Here is a 16,618-nt window from a genome sequence, read left to right on the forward strand (position 1 = left end):
GACGGCATGCCGATGCGAGCCACAACGCGAGCAGTTCCATGACGCCGAACCCGACCATTCGCGCGCAGCGCCCCGGCACGGCCGCCCTGCCCGGCCTGATCGGCGCCGCGCGCGCCCTGCTCGCGCGCGATCTGCGCCTGCTCTGGCGGCGCCGCGGCGACGCCCTGCAGCCGGCCCTGTTCGCCCTGCTGGTGGTGGTGCTGTTCGCGCTCGCCCTGGGCGGCGAGGCCCAGTCCTTATCTAAGGTCGCCGGCGCGGTGCTGTGGCTGTCGGTGCTGCTGGCCGGCCTGCTCGCCCTGGACACCCTGTTCCGTGGCGACGCCGAGGACGGCTCGCTGGAGCAGTGGATGCTGGCGCCGGTGCCGCTGGGCTGGCTGGTCGCGGTGCGCACCTTCATGCACTGGGCCACCACCGCCCTGCCGCTGCTGATCGCCACGCCGTTCCTGGCCGAGCTGCTGCACCTGCCGCGCGCGCAGTTGCCGGTGCTGCTGGCCTCGCTGGCGCTGGGCACGCCTTTGCTGAGTCTGCTCGGTGCGGTGGTCGCCGCGCTGACGGTCGGGATGCGGCGCTCTGGTATCCTGGTGGCCTTGTTGGCGCTGCCGCTGTACGTGCCCGTGCTGGTGTTCGGAGCGGGCAGCGTGGCCGCCTCGGCCCAGGGGCTGGACGCCACCGGCGGGCTGCTGATGCTCGGCGCCGGCCTGGTGGTGGCGCTGGTGCTGGCACCGCTGGCCGCCGCCGCCGCGATCCGGATCGCCCTGAACTGACCGCTCGCCCGCGGCCGGTCCGGGCCCCGAGCCCGGTCGCGACGAACCGATCACCGCCCGCGCGGTCCTACCACCGCGCTCCCAACACGCCCGTCGCCGGGACGGACCGAAACGCTGCATGAATCCACTCGTCCGCTGGTTCCACCAACTCGGTTCGCCGCCCACCTTCGACCGCTTCGCCGCGCGTTGGGCGCCGTGGGCCTACCTGTCCGGCCTGCTGGTCATGGCCTGGGGCCTGTACGGCGCCTTGTTCGTGGTACCCGCCGATTACCAGCAGGGCGACAGCTTCCGCATCCTCTATATCCACGTGCCCAGCGCCTGGATGAGCATGGCGGTGTTCGCGCTGATGGCCGTCTACGCCGCGATCGCGCTGATCTGGCGGATCAAGCTGTGCGAGATCCTGGCCATGGCCTGCGCGCCGATCGGCGCCGCCTTCACCGTGATCACCCTGGCCACCGGTTCGATCTGGGGCAAGCCGATGTGGGGCACCTGGTGGGACTGGGACCCGCGCCTGACCAGCGAGCTGATCCTGCTGTTCCTCTACCTGGGCGTGATCGGCCTGTACAACGCCATCGACGATCGCCGCGCCGCCGCGCGCGCGGCCGGCCTGCTGGCGATCGTGGGCGTGGTCCTGCTGCCGGTGATCCGCTACTCGGTGGAGTGGTGGAACTCGCTGCACCAGGGCCAGACCATCCGCCTGCTGGGCGAATCGAGCATGGACGCGAGCATGATCGCGCCGCTGATCTGGATGATCGTGGGCACCAAGCTGTGGTTCGTCGGCGCCCTGCTCGCGCGTGCGCGCGCCGACAACCTGCGCCGCGAATCGGGCAAGGCCTGGGTCGCGCAACTGGCCGGCGCGGCGCGCCGCGAGGGCCCGCAGGCATGAACTACCTCCACTACGTCATCGCCGCCTACGCGGTGTTCGCCATCGTGCTGATCTGGGACTTCGTCGCCACCCGCCTGCAGATCCGCCGCGAGTTGCGCAATGCGCGCGCGCGCGCGGCGCGCCAGGCCAGCCAGACCGCACGCAGCCAAACGAGTGAATTGAGCCGATGAATCCGACCCGTCGCCGTCGTCTGTTGTGGGTGCTGGCGCTGGTCGCCGCTTCCGGCATCGCCGTGACCCTGGTGGCGATGGCGCTGCAGCGCAACGTCGCCTATCTGTACACGCCCAGCGAAGTGCTGCGCGGCGAGGCCGGCGATCATGCCCGCTTCCGCCTCGGCGGCATGGTCGCGGCCAATTCCTTCCAGCGCGCGTCCGGTTCGCTGGAGGCGCACTTCCGCGTCACCGACGGCGACGCCGAAATGCCGGTGGTCTACACCGGCATCCTGCCCGACCTGTTCCGCGAGAAGCAGGCCGTGGTCGCGACCGGACGCATGCAGGGCGGCCGCTTCGTGGCCGAGGAGATCCTGGCCAAGCACGACGAGACCTACATGCCCAAGGAAGTCGCCGACAAGATGGGCATGGCGCACAAGAAGCACGATGTCGCCGCGCCGGGCGGCACGGAGCAGAAGCGTTGATGCCGACCGGCATCGGTGCGCGCCGCGCCGCCGCTGCGTCGCTCGCGCGCTATCGCCCCGCTCGCATGAACCCCCGCCCGCACCCTCCGGAACCCCGTCATGCTGCCTGAACTCGGCCAGATCGCTCTGATCCTGGCGTTGCTGATCGCCACCCTGCAGGCCCTGCTGCCGCTGCTGGGCGCGCACCGCGGCATCGGCCCCTGGATGGCGCTCGCGCGTCCGGCCGCGTACGCGCAGCTGGCCCTGGTCGCCGGCGCGTTCGCGATCCTCACCCATGCCTTCGTGGTCCAGGATTTCTCGCTGCGCTACGTCGCCGAGAACAGCAATTCGCTGCTGCCGATGGCTTATCGCTACTCGGCGGTGTGGGGCGCGCACGAAGGCTCGCTGCTGCTGTGGGCGCTGGTGCTGGCGCTGTGGACCGGCGCGGTCGCGCGCTATTCGCGCGCGCTGCCGCAGCCGGTGATCGCGCGCGTGCTCGGCGTGATGGGCATCGTCAGCGTCGGCTTCCTGTCGTTCCTGATCTTCACCAGCAATCCGTTCGCGCGTCTGCTGCCGGCCGTGGTCGAAGGCCGCGATCTCAATCCGCTGCTGCAGGACCCGGGCCTGATCATCCACCCGCCGATGCTCTACATCGGCTACGTCGGCTTCGCGGTGCCGTTCGCGTTCGCGATCGCGGCATTGCTGGACGGCAAGGTCGACGCGCGCTGGCTGCGCTGGACGCGGCCGTGGACCAACATCGCCTGGGCCTTCCTCACCCTCGGCATCGCCCTGGGTTCGTGGTGGGCGTATTACGAACTGGGCTGGGGCGGCTGGTGGTTCTGGGACCCGGTCGAGAACGCCAGCTTCATGCCCTGGCTGGCCGGCGCCGCGCTGCTGCATTCGCAGGCGGTGACCGAGAAGCGCGGCAGCTTCCGCGGCTGGACCCTGCTGCTGGCGATCGCCACCTTCTCGCTGTCGCTGCTGGGCACCTTCCTGGTCCGCTCCGGCGTGCTCACCAGCGTGCACGCCTTCGCCGCCGATCCTTCGCGCGGCCTGTTCGTGCTGATCTTTCTCGGTATCGTGATCGGCGGCTCGCTGCTGCTGTACGCGCTGCGCGCGCCCTCCGACGATCCGGGCAAGCCCTTCCAGGCCAGTTCGCGCGAGACCCTGCTGCTGGCCAACAACCTGCTGCTGACCACCGCCTGCGCGATGGTCCTGCTGGGCACCCTGTACCCGCTGCTGGCCGACGCGCTGGAGATGGGCAAGCTCTCGGTCGGTCCGCCCTACTTCGCGCTGATGTTCGTGCTGCTGATGACGCCGCTGGTGTTGCTGCTGCCGTTCGGGCCGCTGTTCCGTTGGCAGCGCGAGCAAGTCTCGCGTCCGGCCGCGATGCTGTTGCCCTGGGCCGGCCTGGCCATCGGTGCGGCGATCGGCGCCTACTTCATGGCCCCGCAGGGCGCGTGGAAAGTCGCCGCCGGCATCGGCGGCGCGGTCTGGGTCGCGGCCGGTACGCTGCGTTTCGTGTGGACGCGCCTGCGCGGCGACGGCACCCGCTACACCGCCGAGATGCTGGGCATGACCCTGGCCCACGCCGGCGTCGCGGTGTTCCTGATCGGCGCCCTGCTGACCGAAGGTTTGAGCCAACAGCGCGAGCTCGCGCTGTCGCCGGGCCAGACCGTCGAGGTCGGCCGCTACGCCTTCCGTTTCGACGGCGTCGCCCATCGCCAGGGCCCGAACTTCGAAGCCGACCGCGGCACCGTGACCGTGTTCGAGAACGACCGCCTGTTGCAGGTGATGCATCCGGAGAAGCGCGCCTACGCCAGCGGCGGCCAGGTCATGACCGAGGCCGCGATCGATCCCGGCCTGAGTCGCGATCTCTACGTCGCGCTGGGCGAACCGCTGGGCGACGGCGCCTGGGCCATGCGCGTGCATATCAAGCCTTTCGTGCGCTGGATCTGGGCCGGCGCGCTGCTGATGATGCTGGGCGGCTTCGTGGCCGCGGCCGACCGCCGCTTCCGCCCCAAGCTCGTCGCCGAGTCCGAACCCGTGCCGCGCGCGCCCGCGCCGCAGGATCCCATCCTCGCCCATAACCGCAGCGCGCTCGCCGACGGCGCGCGCGGCGATGCCGCTCTCGGAGGCGACCCCGCATGAATAAGAGTCGCTGGCTGCCCCTGGCCGTGTTCGCCGTGCTCGCGCTGCTGCTCGCCGCCGGCGTGTGGCTGAGCCGCAACCCCAATCGTGAAGCCTTGCCCTCGCCGCTGATCGGCAAGCCCGCGCCCGCGTTCTCGCTGCCGGTGCTGCACGAGGCCGGGCGATTGATGAGTTCCGAGCAGCTGCGCGGCTCGCCCTATCTGCTCAACGTCTGGGGCAGCTGGTGCCCGGCCTGTCGCGACGAGCACCCGGTGCTGACCCGCTTCGCCGAAACCAAGCGCGTGCGCGTGATCGGCTTCAACTGGAAGGACGAGCACGCCGACGCGATGCGCTGGCTGGAGCAGTTCGGCAATCCCTATTGGATGGTGCTGGCCGATTACGACGGCAAGGTCGCGATCGACTGGGGCATCTACGGCGCGCCGGAAACCTTCCTGGTCGACGCCAAGGGCGTGGTGCGCTGGAAGCATGTCGGTCCGATGAGCGAAGCCACCATCCGCGACGAGCTGCTGCCGGCGCTGACGGAAGTCGAGAAGACGCGATGAGGCGCACATCCCCCTCAATCCCCCTTTTGCGAAGGGGGATGACCAACGAAAAGCCCGCCTCCCTAGCCGACGCCACGGCTGCTCCCCCTTTTGAAAAAGGGAGGCTGCGGGCATTTACCGTTGCCTTGCGCAGCCTGCTGGTCGCCGCCGCGCTGACGCTGGCCATCGCCACCCCGCTCGCCGCCCAGCCCGCCAACGATCCGGTCCCGCTGCAATTCAACGACGCCGCCGAGGAAGCCCGCTTCCACGCCCTGGCCGCCGAGCTGCGCTGCGTGATGTGCCAGAACCAGTCGCTGGCCGAATCCAACGCCCAGATCGCCCACGACCTGCGCCGCGAAGTGCTGGCGCTGATGCGCCAGGGCAAGGACGACCGCGCGATCAAGCAGTTCCTGGTCGCGCGCTACGGCGAGTTCGTGCTGTACCGCCCGCAGGTCGAATCCAAGACCTGGCTGCTGTGGTTCGGCCCGGCCCTGGTACTGCTGGCCGGCGGCGCCGCGCTGGCCGTCATCGTGCGCGGCCGCGCGCGCGCCGCGTCGGCCGAGCGCCCGCGCGCCGACGACCAAGACGACAACGAGGAATGGTGATGACCGCGTTCGTACTGGCCAGCGCCGCGCTGGTCCTGCTGGTGCTCGCCTACGTGCTGCGCCCGCTGTGGCAGGCCAAGCCGGCCGCGGCGGCCGGCGTGTTCGTCGGGCTGGTGGCGATCACCGGCCTGACCTACGCCCTGATCGGCACGCCCGACGCGCTGAATCCGGCCCGCCGCGATCCGCCCGCGACCGCCGAGGATGCGATCGTCCAGCTCGAAGCCCAGCTCGAACGCGAACCCAACCGCATCGATGGCTGGCGCCTGCTCGCGCGCGCCTACGCCGATGCCGGGCACCTGGACCGGGCGCGCGCCGCGATCGCGCGCGCGCTCAAGCTGGCGCCCGAGGACCCCGATCTGCTGGTGGAAAGCGCCGAAATCAGTGCCCTGGCCAGCGACGGCCGCAAGTTCGATGCGGCCGCGGTCGCCTGGCTGCGGCGTGCGCTGGAGATCCAGCCCATGCATCAGCGCGCGCGCTGGTTCCTCGGCATTTCGCTGCGCCAGTCCGACCAGCCGGCCGAGGCCGCGCGCGCGTGGGAGCCGCTGCTGGCCGTGGTCGACCCGCGCACCGCCGCCAGCCTGCGCGAGCAGATCGACGCCGCGCGCAAGGACGCCGGCCAGCCGCCGCTGCCCGCGCCGCCCGCCGTCGCTTCCGTCGGCGGACTCAAAATCCGCGTCGCTTTGGCGCCCGCGCTGGCCGCGAAGCTGCCCGCCGACGCCAGCCTGTTCGTGCTCGCACGCCAGCCCGACGGCCCGCCGATGCCGGTCGCGGTGGAAAAGCTAGCGGCCAAGGATTTCCCGGTCGAAGTGGTGCTGGACGACGGCGACAGCCCGATGCCGACCTTGAAGCTGTCGCAGCTGCAGCAGGTCGTGGTGCTCGCGCGCGTGTCGGCCTCCGGCCAGGCGATCGCGCAGAGTGGCGACCTCGCCTCCAAGCCGCAGAGCGTGCGCACCGACAGCAAGAACACGCTCGAGATCACCATCGACCAGGTCGTTCCATAACGCCTGCCGCCAGCCCCTCTTCCGCGCTGGGAGGAGCGGACGCGGCGTGCAAGCCACCGGCGCGCGCGTCCGCGAACGCTCCAACGCGGGTCGTTTGGACCGGGACAGAGGTTGGGATGAGGGTCGGCGCAAGCGAAAAGCGCGCCGCCATTCCCGGCGACTCGCCCCCTCGAAGCCCGCGGTACGCGCTTCGGCATGCCTCCATTCCCACCCGCGCCTTACCCCCACCGCCCCACCCAGGCAAAATGGTCCCCCTAGCGCCGGCGCCGCCCGCAGCGCGCCGCGCCCGCAACCAGGAAGGCAGCAACCCGGCATGACCGAATTCATTCCGCCCGGCACCCGCTATTTCGCCCTGCCCGACGGCTTCCCCATGAAGCGCGGCGGCCGCCTCGACGGCGCCCGCGTCGCCTACGAAACCTGGGGCGAACTCAACGCCGCGCGCGACAACGCGGTGCTGATCGTCACCGGCCTCTCGCCCGACGCGCACGCCGCGGCCAACGCCGGCAACCCCGAACCGGGCTGGTGGGAGGCCATGCTCGGCCCCGGCAAGCCGATCGACAGCGATCGCTGGTTCGTGATCTGCGTGAACTCGCTGGGCAGTTGCAAGGGCTCGACCGGCCCGGCCTCGATCAACCCGGCCTCGCGCGAGCCCTACCGCCTGGACTTCCCCGAGCTCTCGGTCGAGGACGGCGCCGACGCCGCCGCCGTGGTCGTGCGCGGCCTGGGCATCGAGCGCCTGGCCTGCGTGATCGGCAATTCCATGGGCGGCATGACCGCGCTGGCGCTGCTGATCCGCCACCCCGGCATCGCCCGCAGCCACATCAACATCTCCGGCGCCGCGCGCGCGCTGCCGTTCTCGATCGCGATCCGCTCGCTGCAGCGCGAAGCGATCCGCCTGGACCCGCACTGGTACCAGGGCCGCTACGACGAACGCAGCTACCCCGAGGCCGGCATGCGCATGGCGCGCAAGCTGGGCGTGATCACCTACCGCTCGGCGCTGGAATGGGACGGCCGCTTCGGCCGCGTGCGCCTGGACTCCGACCGCGCCGACGACGAGCCCTTCGGCCTGGAGTTCGAGGTCGAAAGCTACCTCGAAGGCCACGCCCGCCGTTTCGTGCGCCGCTTCGACCCCAACTGCTATCTCTACCTCAGCCGCTCCATGGACTGGTTCGACCTGGGCGACTACGCGCGCGGAGCCGACGACGCCGGCCCCGCCGACACCCGCGCCGGCCTGGCCAAGATCCGCATCGAGCAGGCCCTGGCGATCGGCGTGCGCACCGACATCCTGTTCCCTCTGCAGCAGCAGGAGGAGATCGCCGACGGCCTGCGCGCCGGCGGCGCCGACGCGCGCTTCCTGCCGCTGGAGTCGCCGCAGGGCCACGACGCCTTCCTGGTCGATATCGGCCGCTTCGGGCCGGCCGTGGCGGGCTTTCTCGCTCAGCTGTGATACCCGCTCCAGGGCCGCGCCCGCATCTCCGCCGTCGCGTGTCGGCGCCCTCGCGACCCGCTAGAATGGTTATATGGACATAACCCGATGTCATCAGGCCGAGGTCCTCCCGGACCTCGACTTCCCCGGTCACGACAAGCTGGTCGCGGCCATCGACGACGCCGTCAATGCCGGCGACGAACATGCGGTCACCTCGGCGCTGCGTAATACGCTGTGCCGGATGATCCGCGACCGCGACGTGCAACTGCCCGATTGCGTGTTCGACGCCATCGACGACCACTACGCCCGCCGCGAGATCTACCGCAGCCCGCGCCTGGGCTACAGCGTGGTTGCCATGACCTGGGGCCCGGGCCAGGGCACGCCGGTGCACGACCACTGCGGCCTGTGGTGCGTGGAAGGCGTCTGGGACGGCGAGCTGGAAATCACCCAGTTCGAACTGTTGGAGCGCAACGGCGACAACTTCCGCTTCCGCGCCGCCGGCGGCATGCACGCCGGCCCCGGCAGCGCCGGCAGCCTGATCCCGCCGCACGAGTACCACACCATCCGCAACGCCAGCGGCGATCACGTCGCCGTCTCGCTGCACATCTACAAGGCGCCGATGGAAGCCTGCTCGATGTTCGTGCCGCGCGAAGGCGAATGGTTCCAGCGCGTCGACAAGACCCTCAAGACCGACGAAGCGGCCTGATCGGCCGCACCGTAGCGCATGCCTCCTGTGGGAGCGACGTGAGTCGCGATTGAACTCCACACCACGCGCTGGTCCATCGCAGCGACGTCGTTCCCACACGGACCACGTCGTTAGCCTGAACGCAGGCATTGATCGTTCCGAGGCCGACCTGGATTCGCGCGCTACCCGTGCCGCAGCGCGGGCCCGCACCTACAATCCCCTCTCCCGCCACAACAGACTAGCGCCCCATGCTGACCGACCTGTTGCTAGCCGCCCTGCACCACCTGCTGGTGTTCGCCCTGATCGCCATGCTGGTCGCCGAATCGACCCTGCTGCGCGGCCCGCTCGACGCCGCCGCCCTCAACCGCGTGGCCCGCATCGACGCCGGCTACGGCGCCGCCGCCGGCCTGCTGCTGGTCGCGGGCCTGCTGCGCGTGTTCTACGGCGTCAAGGGCAGCGAGTTCTACCTGCACAACCCCTGGTTCCACGCCAAGCTCGGCGCCTACGTCCTGATCGGCCTGCTGTCGCTGCTGCCCACCCTGCGCTTCCTGCGCTGGCGCAAGGCCCTGAGCGCCAACCCGGCCTTCCTGCCCGAGGCCGCCGACGTCGCCCGCCAGCGCGGCGTGATCCGCTTCGAGCTGATCCTGATCGCCGCGATCCTGGTCCTGGCCGCCGCGATGGCGCGCTACGGCGGCTTCTGAGCGTAGCCGCCCCAGAACAGGCAGACCACAAGCGCCGACCTCGGCTATACTGCGCGCCCGCTGCCGGAGTGGCGGAATCGGTAGACGCAGCGGACTCAAAATCCGCCGCCCTTAAAAGCGTGTGGGTTCGAGTCCCACCTCCGGCACCAAAGAAAAAGCCCGCCGAAGCGGGCTTCTTCGTGTCTGCGGCCTCGCTAGGCGCCGCGACGCTCTCGCCTCACAACTGCTCGGCGATCTCCCGCGCCATCTCCTCGAACAGCCCCAGGTTGCCCCAGCGGTTGGCGACCACGGCGACGTGCACGCCGCTCAGGTCCTTGCCCTTCGGGCTGATGTAACCGGCCGGGAACATCACCACGTAGGCCATGCCGCCGTCGGCGCCGCCGTTGTGTTCCAGGCTGCCGTCGCCCGGCGCGCCCCAGCCCATGCGGTCCATGTCGGCGTCGCTGTACTTGCCGTCGAGCTTGGCGGTGAGCACGGTCAGGGCGCGCGCGGTGCCGCGGTAGCCGCCGGCGGCCAGGCCGGTGGTCGAGGCCACGTACGGGCCGGGCACGGGCACGCCGCCCTCGAGGATGTGGTTGGCCGAATCGCGCGAATCCGGGCTGGCGGCCTGCGGTTCGATGTCGTCACCCACGCCGGCCGGCAGCAGGTAATTGTTGTAGACGTAGTTGCGATAGGTCTGACCGGACATCTTCTCGATCAGCAGCGTCCACAGGCCGAAGCCGTGGTTGGAGTACTGCGCGTTGCCGCCCGGCGTGCGCAGCAGCGGGCGCGTGCGCAGGAAGTGCCGGTGGATCTGGGTGTAGCTCAGATTGGCTTCGGCGGTGCCGAACAGCTCGGCGGCGCCGGGGCCGTCGCCGCTGCGGGTGAAGCCGGCGCGGTGATCGAGCAGGTTCTGCAGGGTGATCGTCGAGTACAGGTTGACCCAGTTGGGGCCGGCGAGCCCGGCCGGCAGGGTGTAGGCGTAGGGCGCGATGTACTTGTCCAGATCGTGGCTCATGCCCGAGCTGGCCTGGCCGTTGCCGAACCAGGTGTAGACGTGGTCGTTGGAGGCGATCGCCATGCCGCGGATGTCGTAGCTGGAGCCGCTGGCCTGCGCGGGCCAGCTGTAGGGCTTGACGCCCTTGGAGTAGTAATCGAAGTCCATCGAATAGCCTTCGCTGTACGTGCCGTCCTGGTACCAGACGTAGACATGGTTGTTGGACTTGGCGATGGCGATGCCGACGATGTCGTAGGCGGTCTTGCCGGCCGGCAGCTTGACGGTGTCGGTGGTCTGCGCGCTGTGCGCATCGAGGTCGCTCGCGGTGCCGATCGAACGGGTGATCGCCGGCGTGTCGGTCTGGGTGGTGCGGGCGGCGTGATACCAGGTATAGACCTCGCCGTTGGCGGCGATGCCCATGCCGAGAATATCGATGGGCTGGCGGCCCGGCGGCAGCGTATAGGGCAGCGGCGGGTTGTACTGGTCGAGGTCGTTGGTGGCGCCCTCGCTGAAGGTGAGGTCGTTGTACCAGGTGAAGGTGTGGTCGTTCTGGCCGATGTCCATCTCGATGATCGGCGTATGACGGTTCGCGCCGCGCAGGATGTCGTTGGCGAAATCGTTGCCGAACACGCCGTTGCCGCCGTACAGGGTCTTGGTGGCCGGGTTGATGCCCTTGGCCTGCATCAGCTGGAAGCCGGCCGGGCCGGTGATCGCGGCCTTGGTGACGCTGCCGATGCGCGAACGGGTATCGGCGGTCATCAGCTGCTTGGTCTGGGTATTGGCATAGCCGTAGCCCTTGTTGAACAGCAGCGCGCCGTTGCGGGTGACCGCCACGGTGACGCCCGGCAACTTGTCTTCCTGCATCTGCGCCCAGACCAAGGGGTCGATCTTCATTTCCAAGGGGCTGAACTGCTTGGGCGGATTCACATCCGGATCGTTGGGATTGGGCATTTCACAGGTCTGGCATTGCAGGGCGAACGCGGGCGCGACGACGGCACCGGCCAAAACCAGGGTGGAAGCGGCAAGAATCAAGGAACGGGACACGGCTTTGCTGCGCATTGGGTAATGCTCCTGAGCGAATGGGGTTGTCGGCGCATGCAGGCCCTCTCGCGCGGCGGGACGCCGCGGCGACTACAGGGATTCCACTAGGGGAAGGCGCAAGAAAAACGCGCTACATGCTGGTAAGGACGGAGGCCCGTTGTTGCTTTCAGCACCGATGGGTGCTCACCGAAACGGGCCCGAACTCCGTCTCGCACAGTACAAACGCAGGGGCGATCGAAAACCGGACAGAGTTCTTCATCCGGATCGCAGGGGCAGGCGCCACGGCATAGGCGCGGTCGCCTCCGGCCCGGCTTACTGGACGTTAGAGCCGAATGCGGCGCTCCCGCCTCGACACCGGACCGGGTTCACATCATCGCTCGATTGAAATACGTCGCCCGCTCGAACTCGGCCACGTTCGCGGCGATGCGGGGCAGCAATGGAAACATCTGCGCCAGCGCGCCGACGATGGCCTGCGACAAGGCAGCGCGCTGCTCGACGCTGCGCCCCTGCATGATCCAGGCGAAGACGTGGATGAAATCCTCGCGTCCGCCGCCGACGGCATAGGTCGCGAAGGGATGGGTGCGGATCTTGATGTCCGATTCCTCGAACAGGCCCGAAGCAGTCGCCGCCCGGTGCAGGCGGGCGATGATCGACTCCTCATCGTGAATCCGTAGCAGCTCCTGAGAACAGTCGACTACGAAGTGCGGCATGGTGGCTCCATCGGTTGATGCGGGGATCGGGAATGCGATCGCACCGGAACGAAGTGCAGGAGGCTTCAATCGAGCCTGCGCCACACGGAAATCGGGATGCTGCCGTCCGCCCGGGGCGGCACCTGATAACGCAGCTCGGCGCCGTCGAACCGGTACTGGCGCTTCTGGACCGTGCCTTCCCAGTTGGGAAAGGACGAACCCTCGATCGAGAACACCAGCACCCCTGCCCCAGGCTCGATCGTCATCGTCCCGTAGTGGGTACTGCTGCCCATGACCGCGGACCGGAACTCGTCGACGCTGCCGTCGGCCTTGCTGTCGCTTGCGAAACGCAAGCGTTCGGATTTGAAGATCTGCAGCGAATACCGCCCCCTGCCATCGACCACGAGCCTGCCTTTCGGGCTATCGCCGTAGTCGCGCACCGTCTCGCCGTCGGGCAGGACCTTGTCCGCGGCGATCAGGGTCCAGGTGCCTTGCAGCGGGAACGCGGGCGTCGGCACTTGCGCGTCGCGCGCGGCCAGCCCCGTCAGCATCGCGACCAATGCGCCGGTCAGTGTTTTCATCGCGGTGAGTCCTCAGGCGGGATCGTGGGCCCATCCTAGGTCGCTTGATAGATATGAAAAATACATTTACAAAGATACCTGTCATTTGAAAAACGAATCTACCCGAATGAAGGCGATGGACGTGGACGCGGTCAGGGCTTTCCTGCTGGCGGCCGACCTGCACAGCTTCACCCGCGCCGCCGAGGTGCTGGGCACCACCCAGTCCGCCGTCAGCATCAAGCTGCGGCGTCTGGAAGAGCAGCTCGGCCGCCGCTTGCTGGAACGCACGCCGCGGCTGGTGCGCCTGTCGGCCGAAGGACTGGCCTTTCTGGGCGTGGCGCGCGAACTGGTGTCGTCGCACGACCGCGCGGCCACCGCCTTCGAGACCGAACAGCGCCGATTGGCGATCGGCATCAACCAGCAACTGGTCGGCAGCCAACTGCCGTCGCTGTTGCGACAGATGCGCCATCACGATCCGCACCTGCTGGTGGAAATGCGCATCGCCGGTACAAACGAACTCATGCAGGGCCTGGACCAGGGCGAGCTCGACGCCGCGCTGGTACTGCGCCCCGAAGATCGCGGCAAGCGCGGCAAGGCAGCGTTCGCGGAGTCCTTTTCGTGGTTCGCGACGGCCGGCTGGGAACCGCGCGCCGGGCAGCCATTGCCGCTGGCGACGCAAGGCGAGTCCTGCCGGGTCCGCATCGAGGCGGTGCGCGCGCTCGACCGCGCCGGTATCGAATGGCGCGAAGTCTTCGTAGGCCGGGGCGCCGCGATCCTCGGTGCCGCCGCCGTCGCCGGCCTCGCGGTGGCGGTACTGGCGCGGCGCGCGGCGCCGCCGGGCACGGTCGACGTCGGCGCGCTGCTGTCGCTGCCGCCGATCCGCCCGCAAGACGTGATGCTCTACAGCAATCTCAGTGACCGGCGGACACGCGACGCCTTGCGCATCCTTACGCTGGCATTCCAGTGAAAGGTCGCGATCCGCCGAAGAAGCCATCCCTGCGCCAGGCATCCGCCCTCTGAAAGCAGACAGGCAGGAACGCTGGCTCCGACGCCAGCAGACCGGGCCTGATTCTTTTCACCGCCTGGACGATGCCACCCGGGCGCCGGTTCGAGTTCCATCTCCTGGGTCGGCAGGTCTGGGGAGGGTCACGGCACAGACCTCCTGTTTTTGGCCGCCGATGCAATGCGAGGCAGCGCCGATCAGGCGCCGGCAGCCTCCCGGTACTCATACGGCCAGCGGACACCGCAATCGCGTCAGCGTTGTAAGATGCCGTCCCGGCTCGACACTCGAAGGCAAGGCCTGAAGCATGGAAAAGAGCATTTTCGACGCATCTTCCTACCCGATCCAGGTATCGAACGGCCGGGACATCGGCGCGGGCCACACGCGCGGTTGCTGGCTGGAGTTTTCCGAACTGGCGACCAAGGGACTGGGCGACGACCCTATCTTCCAGGAAGCCCTGGGTGCCGCCGCCGCGCGCGGGAGCCTGGTCTCCACCAACAAGCTGGCCAACCTGTATCTGATCCTGCGCTACGCCATGCCCGACCCGCAGGCGCACATCTTCGAGTTCGGCAGCTATATGGGCGGCTCGGCGGTGTTCATGGCCACCGCGCTGAAACGGTTGAAGCGAGAATCGCGGGTGTTCGCGTTCGACACCTACGAAGGCATGCCCGAAACCGATCCGGTCCGCGACCTGCACCGTAAGGGCGATTTCGCCGACACCAAGTTCGACGGCCTGCTGAGCTACATCCGCGACAACGATCTGCAAACGCATCTGTCGCTGGTCAAGGGCCGCTTCGACGAAACCCTGCCGGGCGTGCTCGCCGAGCAGAGCCAGGGCCCGGGCCTGCTGCACGTGGACTGCGACATTTACGAACCGATCAAGTACGTGATCCGCGCCTGCCTGCCGCACCTGGGCCCGGGCAGTCACATCGTGTTCGACGATCCGCTGCACGGCTCCTGCCTGGGCGCGTTCGACGCGGTGCAGGAGTTGCTGATCCGCGAGTTGAACCTGACTGCGGAACAAGCGTATCCGCATCTGGTGTTCCGTTACCCGAGCCTGCCGGACGCCTGAGCCGAGCGCGCACGATTGGCATCATTTATGTGACTCCATTCGCGTTCCCCCGTCATACCTAGCCCGGATACTTCTGGACAAAGGGGACGTCCCAGGGAATCCGTCATGAATCGCAAAGCCAGGCGCGAACGGGCGTTGGCGCAGTCGCACCTGTTCCGTCGTTACGGAAAAGGGCGCTGGATCCGACCGCAGCGTTTCGAGAACTCGGCGCGCGCGCAGGAACTGCAGGAAGCCGCGCTCGCCGCGGCGCAACCGATCGAGCCGGTCTGGAGCGGCGACACGCCGCAGATGGCCGGCGGGCCGACCCAGTCGCGCGATTCGCAACCGCAACTGCTCACCCTCGCCCGCCCCAGCCTGGCGATCCGCGCGCTCAACAACTTGAGCTACGGCGTCACGCCGAGCTCGCTGGCCGAGTTCAACGGCCTGGGCTCCAACGACGCCCAGCGCCTGCAGAACTACATCGACTGGCAGCTGGACTGGACCGCGATCGACGACAGCGCGGTCGACGCGCGCCTGAACGCGGCCGGTTACACCACACTGGGCAAGTCGCTGACCCAGCTGTGGGCCGAGCATGTCGTGCCCGACCCCGCCTACGACGTGCGCATGCGCCCGGCCTGGGAAATCCAGCGCGCGGCCTTCGTGCGCGCCACCTATTCGAAGCGGCAGCTGCGCGAGGTGATGGTCAACTTCTGGCACGACCACTTCAACGTCACCGCCAACGACTTCACCTCCGGCCCGGTGTACGTGCACTACGACCGCGACGTGCTGCGCAAGTCGGCGTTCGGCAATTTCCGGGTGATGCTGGAGGACGTGGCCTGCAGCCCGTCGATGCTGTTCTACCTCGACAACGTCTCCAACAGCCGTTCCGGCCCGAACGAGAACTGGGCGCGCGAATTGCTGGAGCTGCACACCCTGGGCGCCGGCCGCTATCTGGGCTTCACCGATCCCTTCATGGTGCCGCCGGATCCGGAGGACGCCGCCTATCCGTCGGGCTACACCGACATCGACGTCTACGAGACGGCGTCGGCGTTCACCGGCTGGAGCCTGAAGAACGCGCACTGGCAGTACCCGACCGAGAACGACGGCAGCTTCGTCTATCGCCAGGCCTGGCACGACGCCGGCCCGAAGTTCGTGCTCGGACGCCTGCTCAATCCCGAACAGCCGGCGATGAAGGACGGGCGCGACGTGCTCGACCGCCTGGCCAGCCATCCCGGCGTCGCACGCTTCATCTGCAGCAAGCTGGTGCGGCGCTTCGTCAACGACACCCCGCCGCCGTCTCTGGTCGCCTCGGCCGCGGCGGTGTTCCGTCAGCAGTGGCAGAGCCCGAATCAGATCGAGCACGTGCTGCGCCACATCCTCAACTCCAGCGCTTTCAGCAATGCCTGGGGCCAGAAGAACCGGCGCCCGTTCGAGGCCATCGTCGCGGCGATGCGCGCGGCCGGCAGCGACTGGACCTTGCGCCCCGCGCACAGCAAGTCCGAGGATTTCCTCTACCGCTTCGGGTTCACCGGCCACGCGCCTTACGACTGGCCGGCACCCAACGGCTATCCCGACACCGGCCTGGCCTGGTCTGGCGCGAGCACCTACGCCACCACCTGGAAGATGCTCAACTGGCTGACCGAAACCAGCGAGGCCAGCGTGCCGCTGCTGCCGGTGCTGCAGCTCAGCCGCAGCGAAGTCGCCAGCTGGACCGCGCCCAACCTGGTCGACTACTGGTGCCGGCGTCTGCTCGGCTATCTGCCGGACGCCGCGCGGCGCCAGACCCTGATCGCGTTCATGGCCCAGAACGGCGACCCCGCCAGCTACGTCATCACCGATACCGACACCTGGTCCGGCACCGACCTCAAGCGCCACTACAACCAGCAACGCCTGCGCAGCATGGTGTCGCTGGTGTTGATGACGCCCGAATTCCTGAGCCGCTGAGGAG

The 16,618-nt window shown here is 68.7% G+C and carries 17 protein-coding genes and 1 tRNA gene; 15 read left to right on the top strand and 3 right to left on the bottom strand.

Features of this window, described 5'->3' with window-relative positions; translation table 11 throughout:
• Nucleotides 1-38 precede the first annotated feature (38 nt).
• The 12 genes from ccmB (at nt 39) to BMZ45_RS13530 (ending at nt 9,502) form a co-directional block, all read left to right on the top strand.
• Nucleotides 39-764 (top strand): heme exporter protein CcmB, encoded by a 726-nt coding sequence (gene ccmB, locus BMZ45_RS13475; protein ID WP_091637050.1) that lies wholly within the window; start codon nt 39-41, stop codon nt 762-764.
• Nucleotides 765-882: 118 nt separating this feature from the next.
• A complete protein-coding gene (gene ccmC / locus BMZ45_RS13480) occupies nt 883-1,650 on the top strand; it encodes a heme ABC transporter permease CcmC (RefSeq protein ID WP_091637051.1) in 768 nt (255 codons plus the stop codon).
• Entirely contained in the window at nt 1,647-1,820 is a 174-nt protein-coding gene (gene ccmD / locus BMZ45_RS13485; RefSeq protein ID WP_091637052.1) for a heme exporter protein CcmD, read from the top strand. The genes ccmC and ccmD overlap by 4 nt, the downstream gene beginning before the upstream one ends.
• Nucleotides 1,817-2,284: a cytochrome c maturation protein CcmE gene (gene ccmE, locus BMZ45_RS13490; RefSeq protein ID WP_091637053.1), complete on the top strand. Its 468-nt coding sequence runs from the start codon at nt 1,817-1,819 to the stop codon at nt 2,282-2,284. The genes ccmD and ccmE overlap by 4 nt, the downstream gene beginning before the upstream one ends.
• 99 nt (nt 2,285-2,383) lie before the next feature.
• Nucleotides 2,384-4,414, top strand: coding sequence for a heme lyase CcmF/NrfE family subunit (locus BMZ45_RS13495; protein WP_091637054.1), 2,031 nt, complete (start codon nt 2,384-2,386; stop codon nt 4,412-4,414).
• A complete protein-coding gene (locus tag BMZ45_RS13500; protein ID WP_091637055.1) occupies nt 4,411-4,956 on the top strand; it encodes a DsbE family thiol:disulfide interchange protein in 546 nt (181 codons plus the stop codon). The genes BMZ45_RS13495 and BMZ45_RS13500 overlap by 4 nt, the downstream gene beginning before the upstream one ends.
• A gap of 134 nt (nt 4,957-5,090) precedes the next feature.
• Nucleotides 5,091-5,540 (top strand): cytochrome c-type biogenesis protein, encoded by a 450-nt coding sequence (locus tag BMZ45_RS13505; RefSeq protein ID WP_254776656.1) that lies wholly within the window; start codon nt 5,091-5,093, stop codon nt 5,538-5,540.
• Nucleotides 5,540-6,541 (top strand): tetratricopeptide repeat protein, encoded by a 1,002-nt coding sequence (locus tag BMZ45_RS13510; RefSeq protein ID WP_254776640.1) that lies wholly within the window; start codon nt 5,540-5,542, stop codon nt 6,539-6,541. Before BMZ45_RS13505 ends, BMZ45_RS13510 begins: the two co-directional genes overlap by 1 nt.
• A 313-nt stretch (nt 6,542-6,854) precedes the next feature.
• Nucleotides 6,855-7,988: a homoserine O-acetyltransferase MetX gene (locus BMZ45_RS13515; RefSeq protein WP_091637058.1), complete on the top strand. Its 1,134-nt coding sequence runs from the start codon at nt 6,855-6,857 to the stop codon at nt 7,986-7,988.
• A gap of 73 nt (nt 7,989-8,061) precedes the next feature.
• Nucleotides 8,062-8,673, top strand: coding sequence for a cysteine dioxygenase family protein (locus tag BMZ45_RS13520; protein ID WP_091637059.1), 612 nt, complete (start codon nt 8,062-8,064; stop codon nt 8,671-8,673).
• A 227-nt stretch (nt 8,674-8,900) separates the two neighbouring features.
• Nucleotides 8,901-9,353 carry a DUF2214 family protein gene (locus BMZ45_RS13525; RefSeq protein WP_091637060.1) on the top strand — a complete coding sequence of 151 codons (453 nt, stop codon included), beginning with the start codon at nt 8,901-8,903 and terminating at the stop codon, nt 9,351-9,353.
• Nucleotides 9,354-9,415: 62 nt separating this feature from the next.
• A tRNA-Leu gene (locus BMZ45_RS13530) sits at nt 9,416-9,502 on the top strand.
• Between the two features lie 68 nt (nt 9,503-9,570).
• Here the strand turns inward: BMZ45_RS13530 and BMZ45_RS13535 are convergent.
• The 3 genes from BMZ45_RS13535 to BMZ45_RS13545 all read right to left on the bottom strand — a co-directional run bounded on the left by BMZ45_RS13535 (nt 9,571) and on the right by BMZ45_RS13545 (nt 12,640).
• Nucleotides 9,571-11,388, bottom strand: coding sequence for a serine hydrolase (locus BMZ45_RS13535; RefSeq protein ID WP_091637061.1), 1,818 nt, complete (start codon nt 11,386-11,388; stop codon nt 9,571-9,573).
• Nucleotides 11,389-11,735: 347 nt separating this feature from the next.
• Entirely contained in the window at nt 11,736-12,080 is a 345-nt protein-coding gene (locus tag BMZ45_RS13540) for a 5-carboxymethyl-2-hydroxymuconate Delta-isomerase (protein WP_091637062.1), read from the bottom strand.
• Between the two features lie 65 nt (nt 12,081-12,145).
• A complete protein-coding gene (locus tag BMZ45_RS13545; protein WP_091637063.1) occupies nt 12,146-12,640 on the bottom strand; it encodes a lipocalin-like domain-containing protein in 495 nt (164 codons plus the stop codon).
• A gap of 4 nt (nt 12,641-12,644) precedes the next feature.
• On the opposite strand from BMZ45_RS13545, the gene BMZ45_RS13550 reads away from it, so the two are divergent.
• The 3 genes from BMZ45_RS13550 (at nt 12,645) to BMZ45_RS13560 (ending at nt 16,614) form a co-directional block, all read left to right on the top strand.
• Nucleotides 12,645-13,586 (top strand): LysR family transcriptional regulator, encoded by a 942-nt coding sequence (locus tag BMZ45_RS13550; protein WP_254776641.1) that lies wholly within the window; start codon nt 12,645-12,647, stop codon nt 13,584-13,586.
• A gap of 340 nt (nt 13,587-13,926) precedes the next feature.
• Nucleotides 13,927-14,691 carry a class I SAM-dependent methyltransferase gene (locus BMZ45_RS13555; RefSeq protein ID WP_091637065.1) on the top strand — a complete coding sequence of 255 codons (765 nt, stop codon included), beginning with the start codon at nt 13,927-13,929 and terminating at the stop codon, nt 14,689-14,691.
• A gap of 105 nt (nt 14,692-14,796) precedes the next feature.
• The gene (locus BMZ45_RS13560) at nt 14,797-16,614 is read left to right on the top strand and encodes a DUF1800 domain-containing protein (RefSeq protein ID WP_091637066.1); all 1,818 of its coding nucleotides are present in this window, start codon (nt 14,797-14,799) and stop codon (nt 16,612-16,614) included.
• Nucleotides 16,615-16,618 lie beyond the last annotated feature (4 nt).

Source organism: Lysobacter sp. cf310 (assembly GCF_900114355.1).
Classification (GTDB): domain Bacteria; phylum Pseudomonadota; class Gammaproteobacteria; order Xanthomonadales; family Xanthomonadaceae; genus Lysobacter.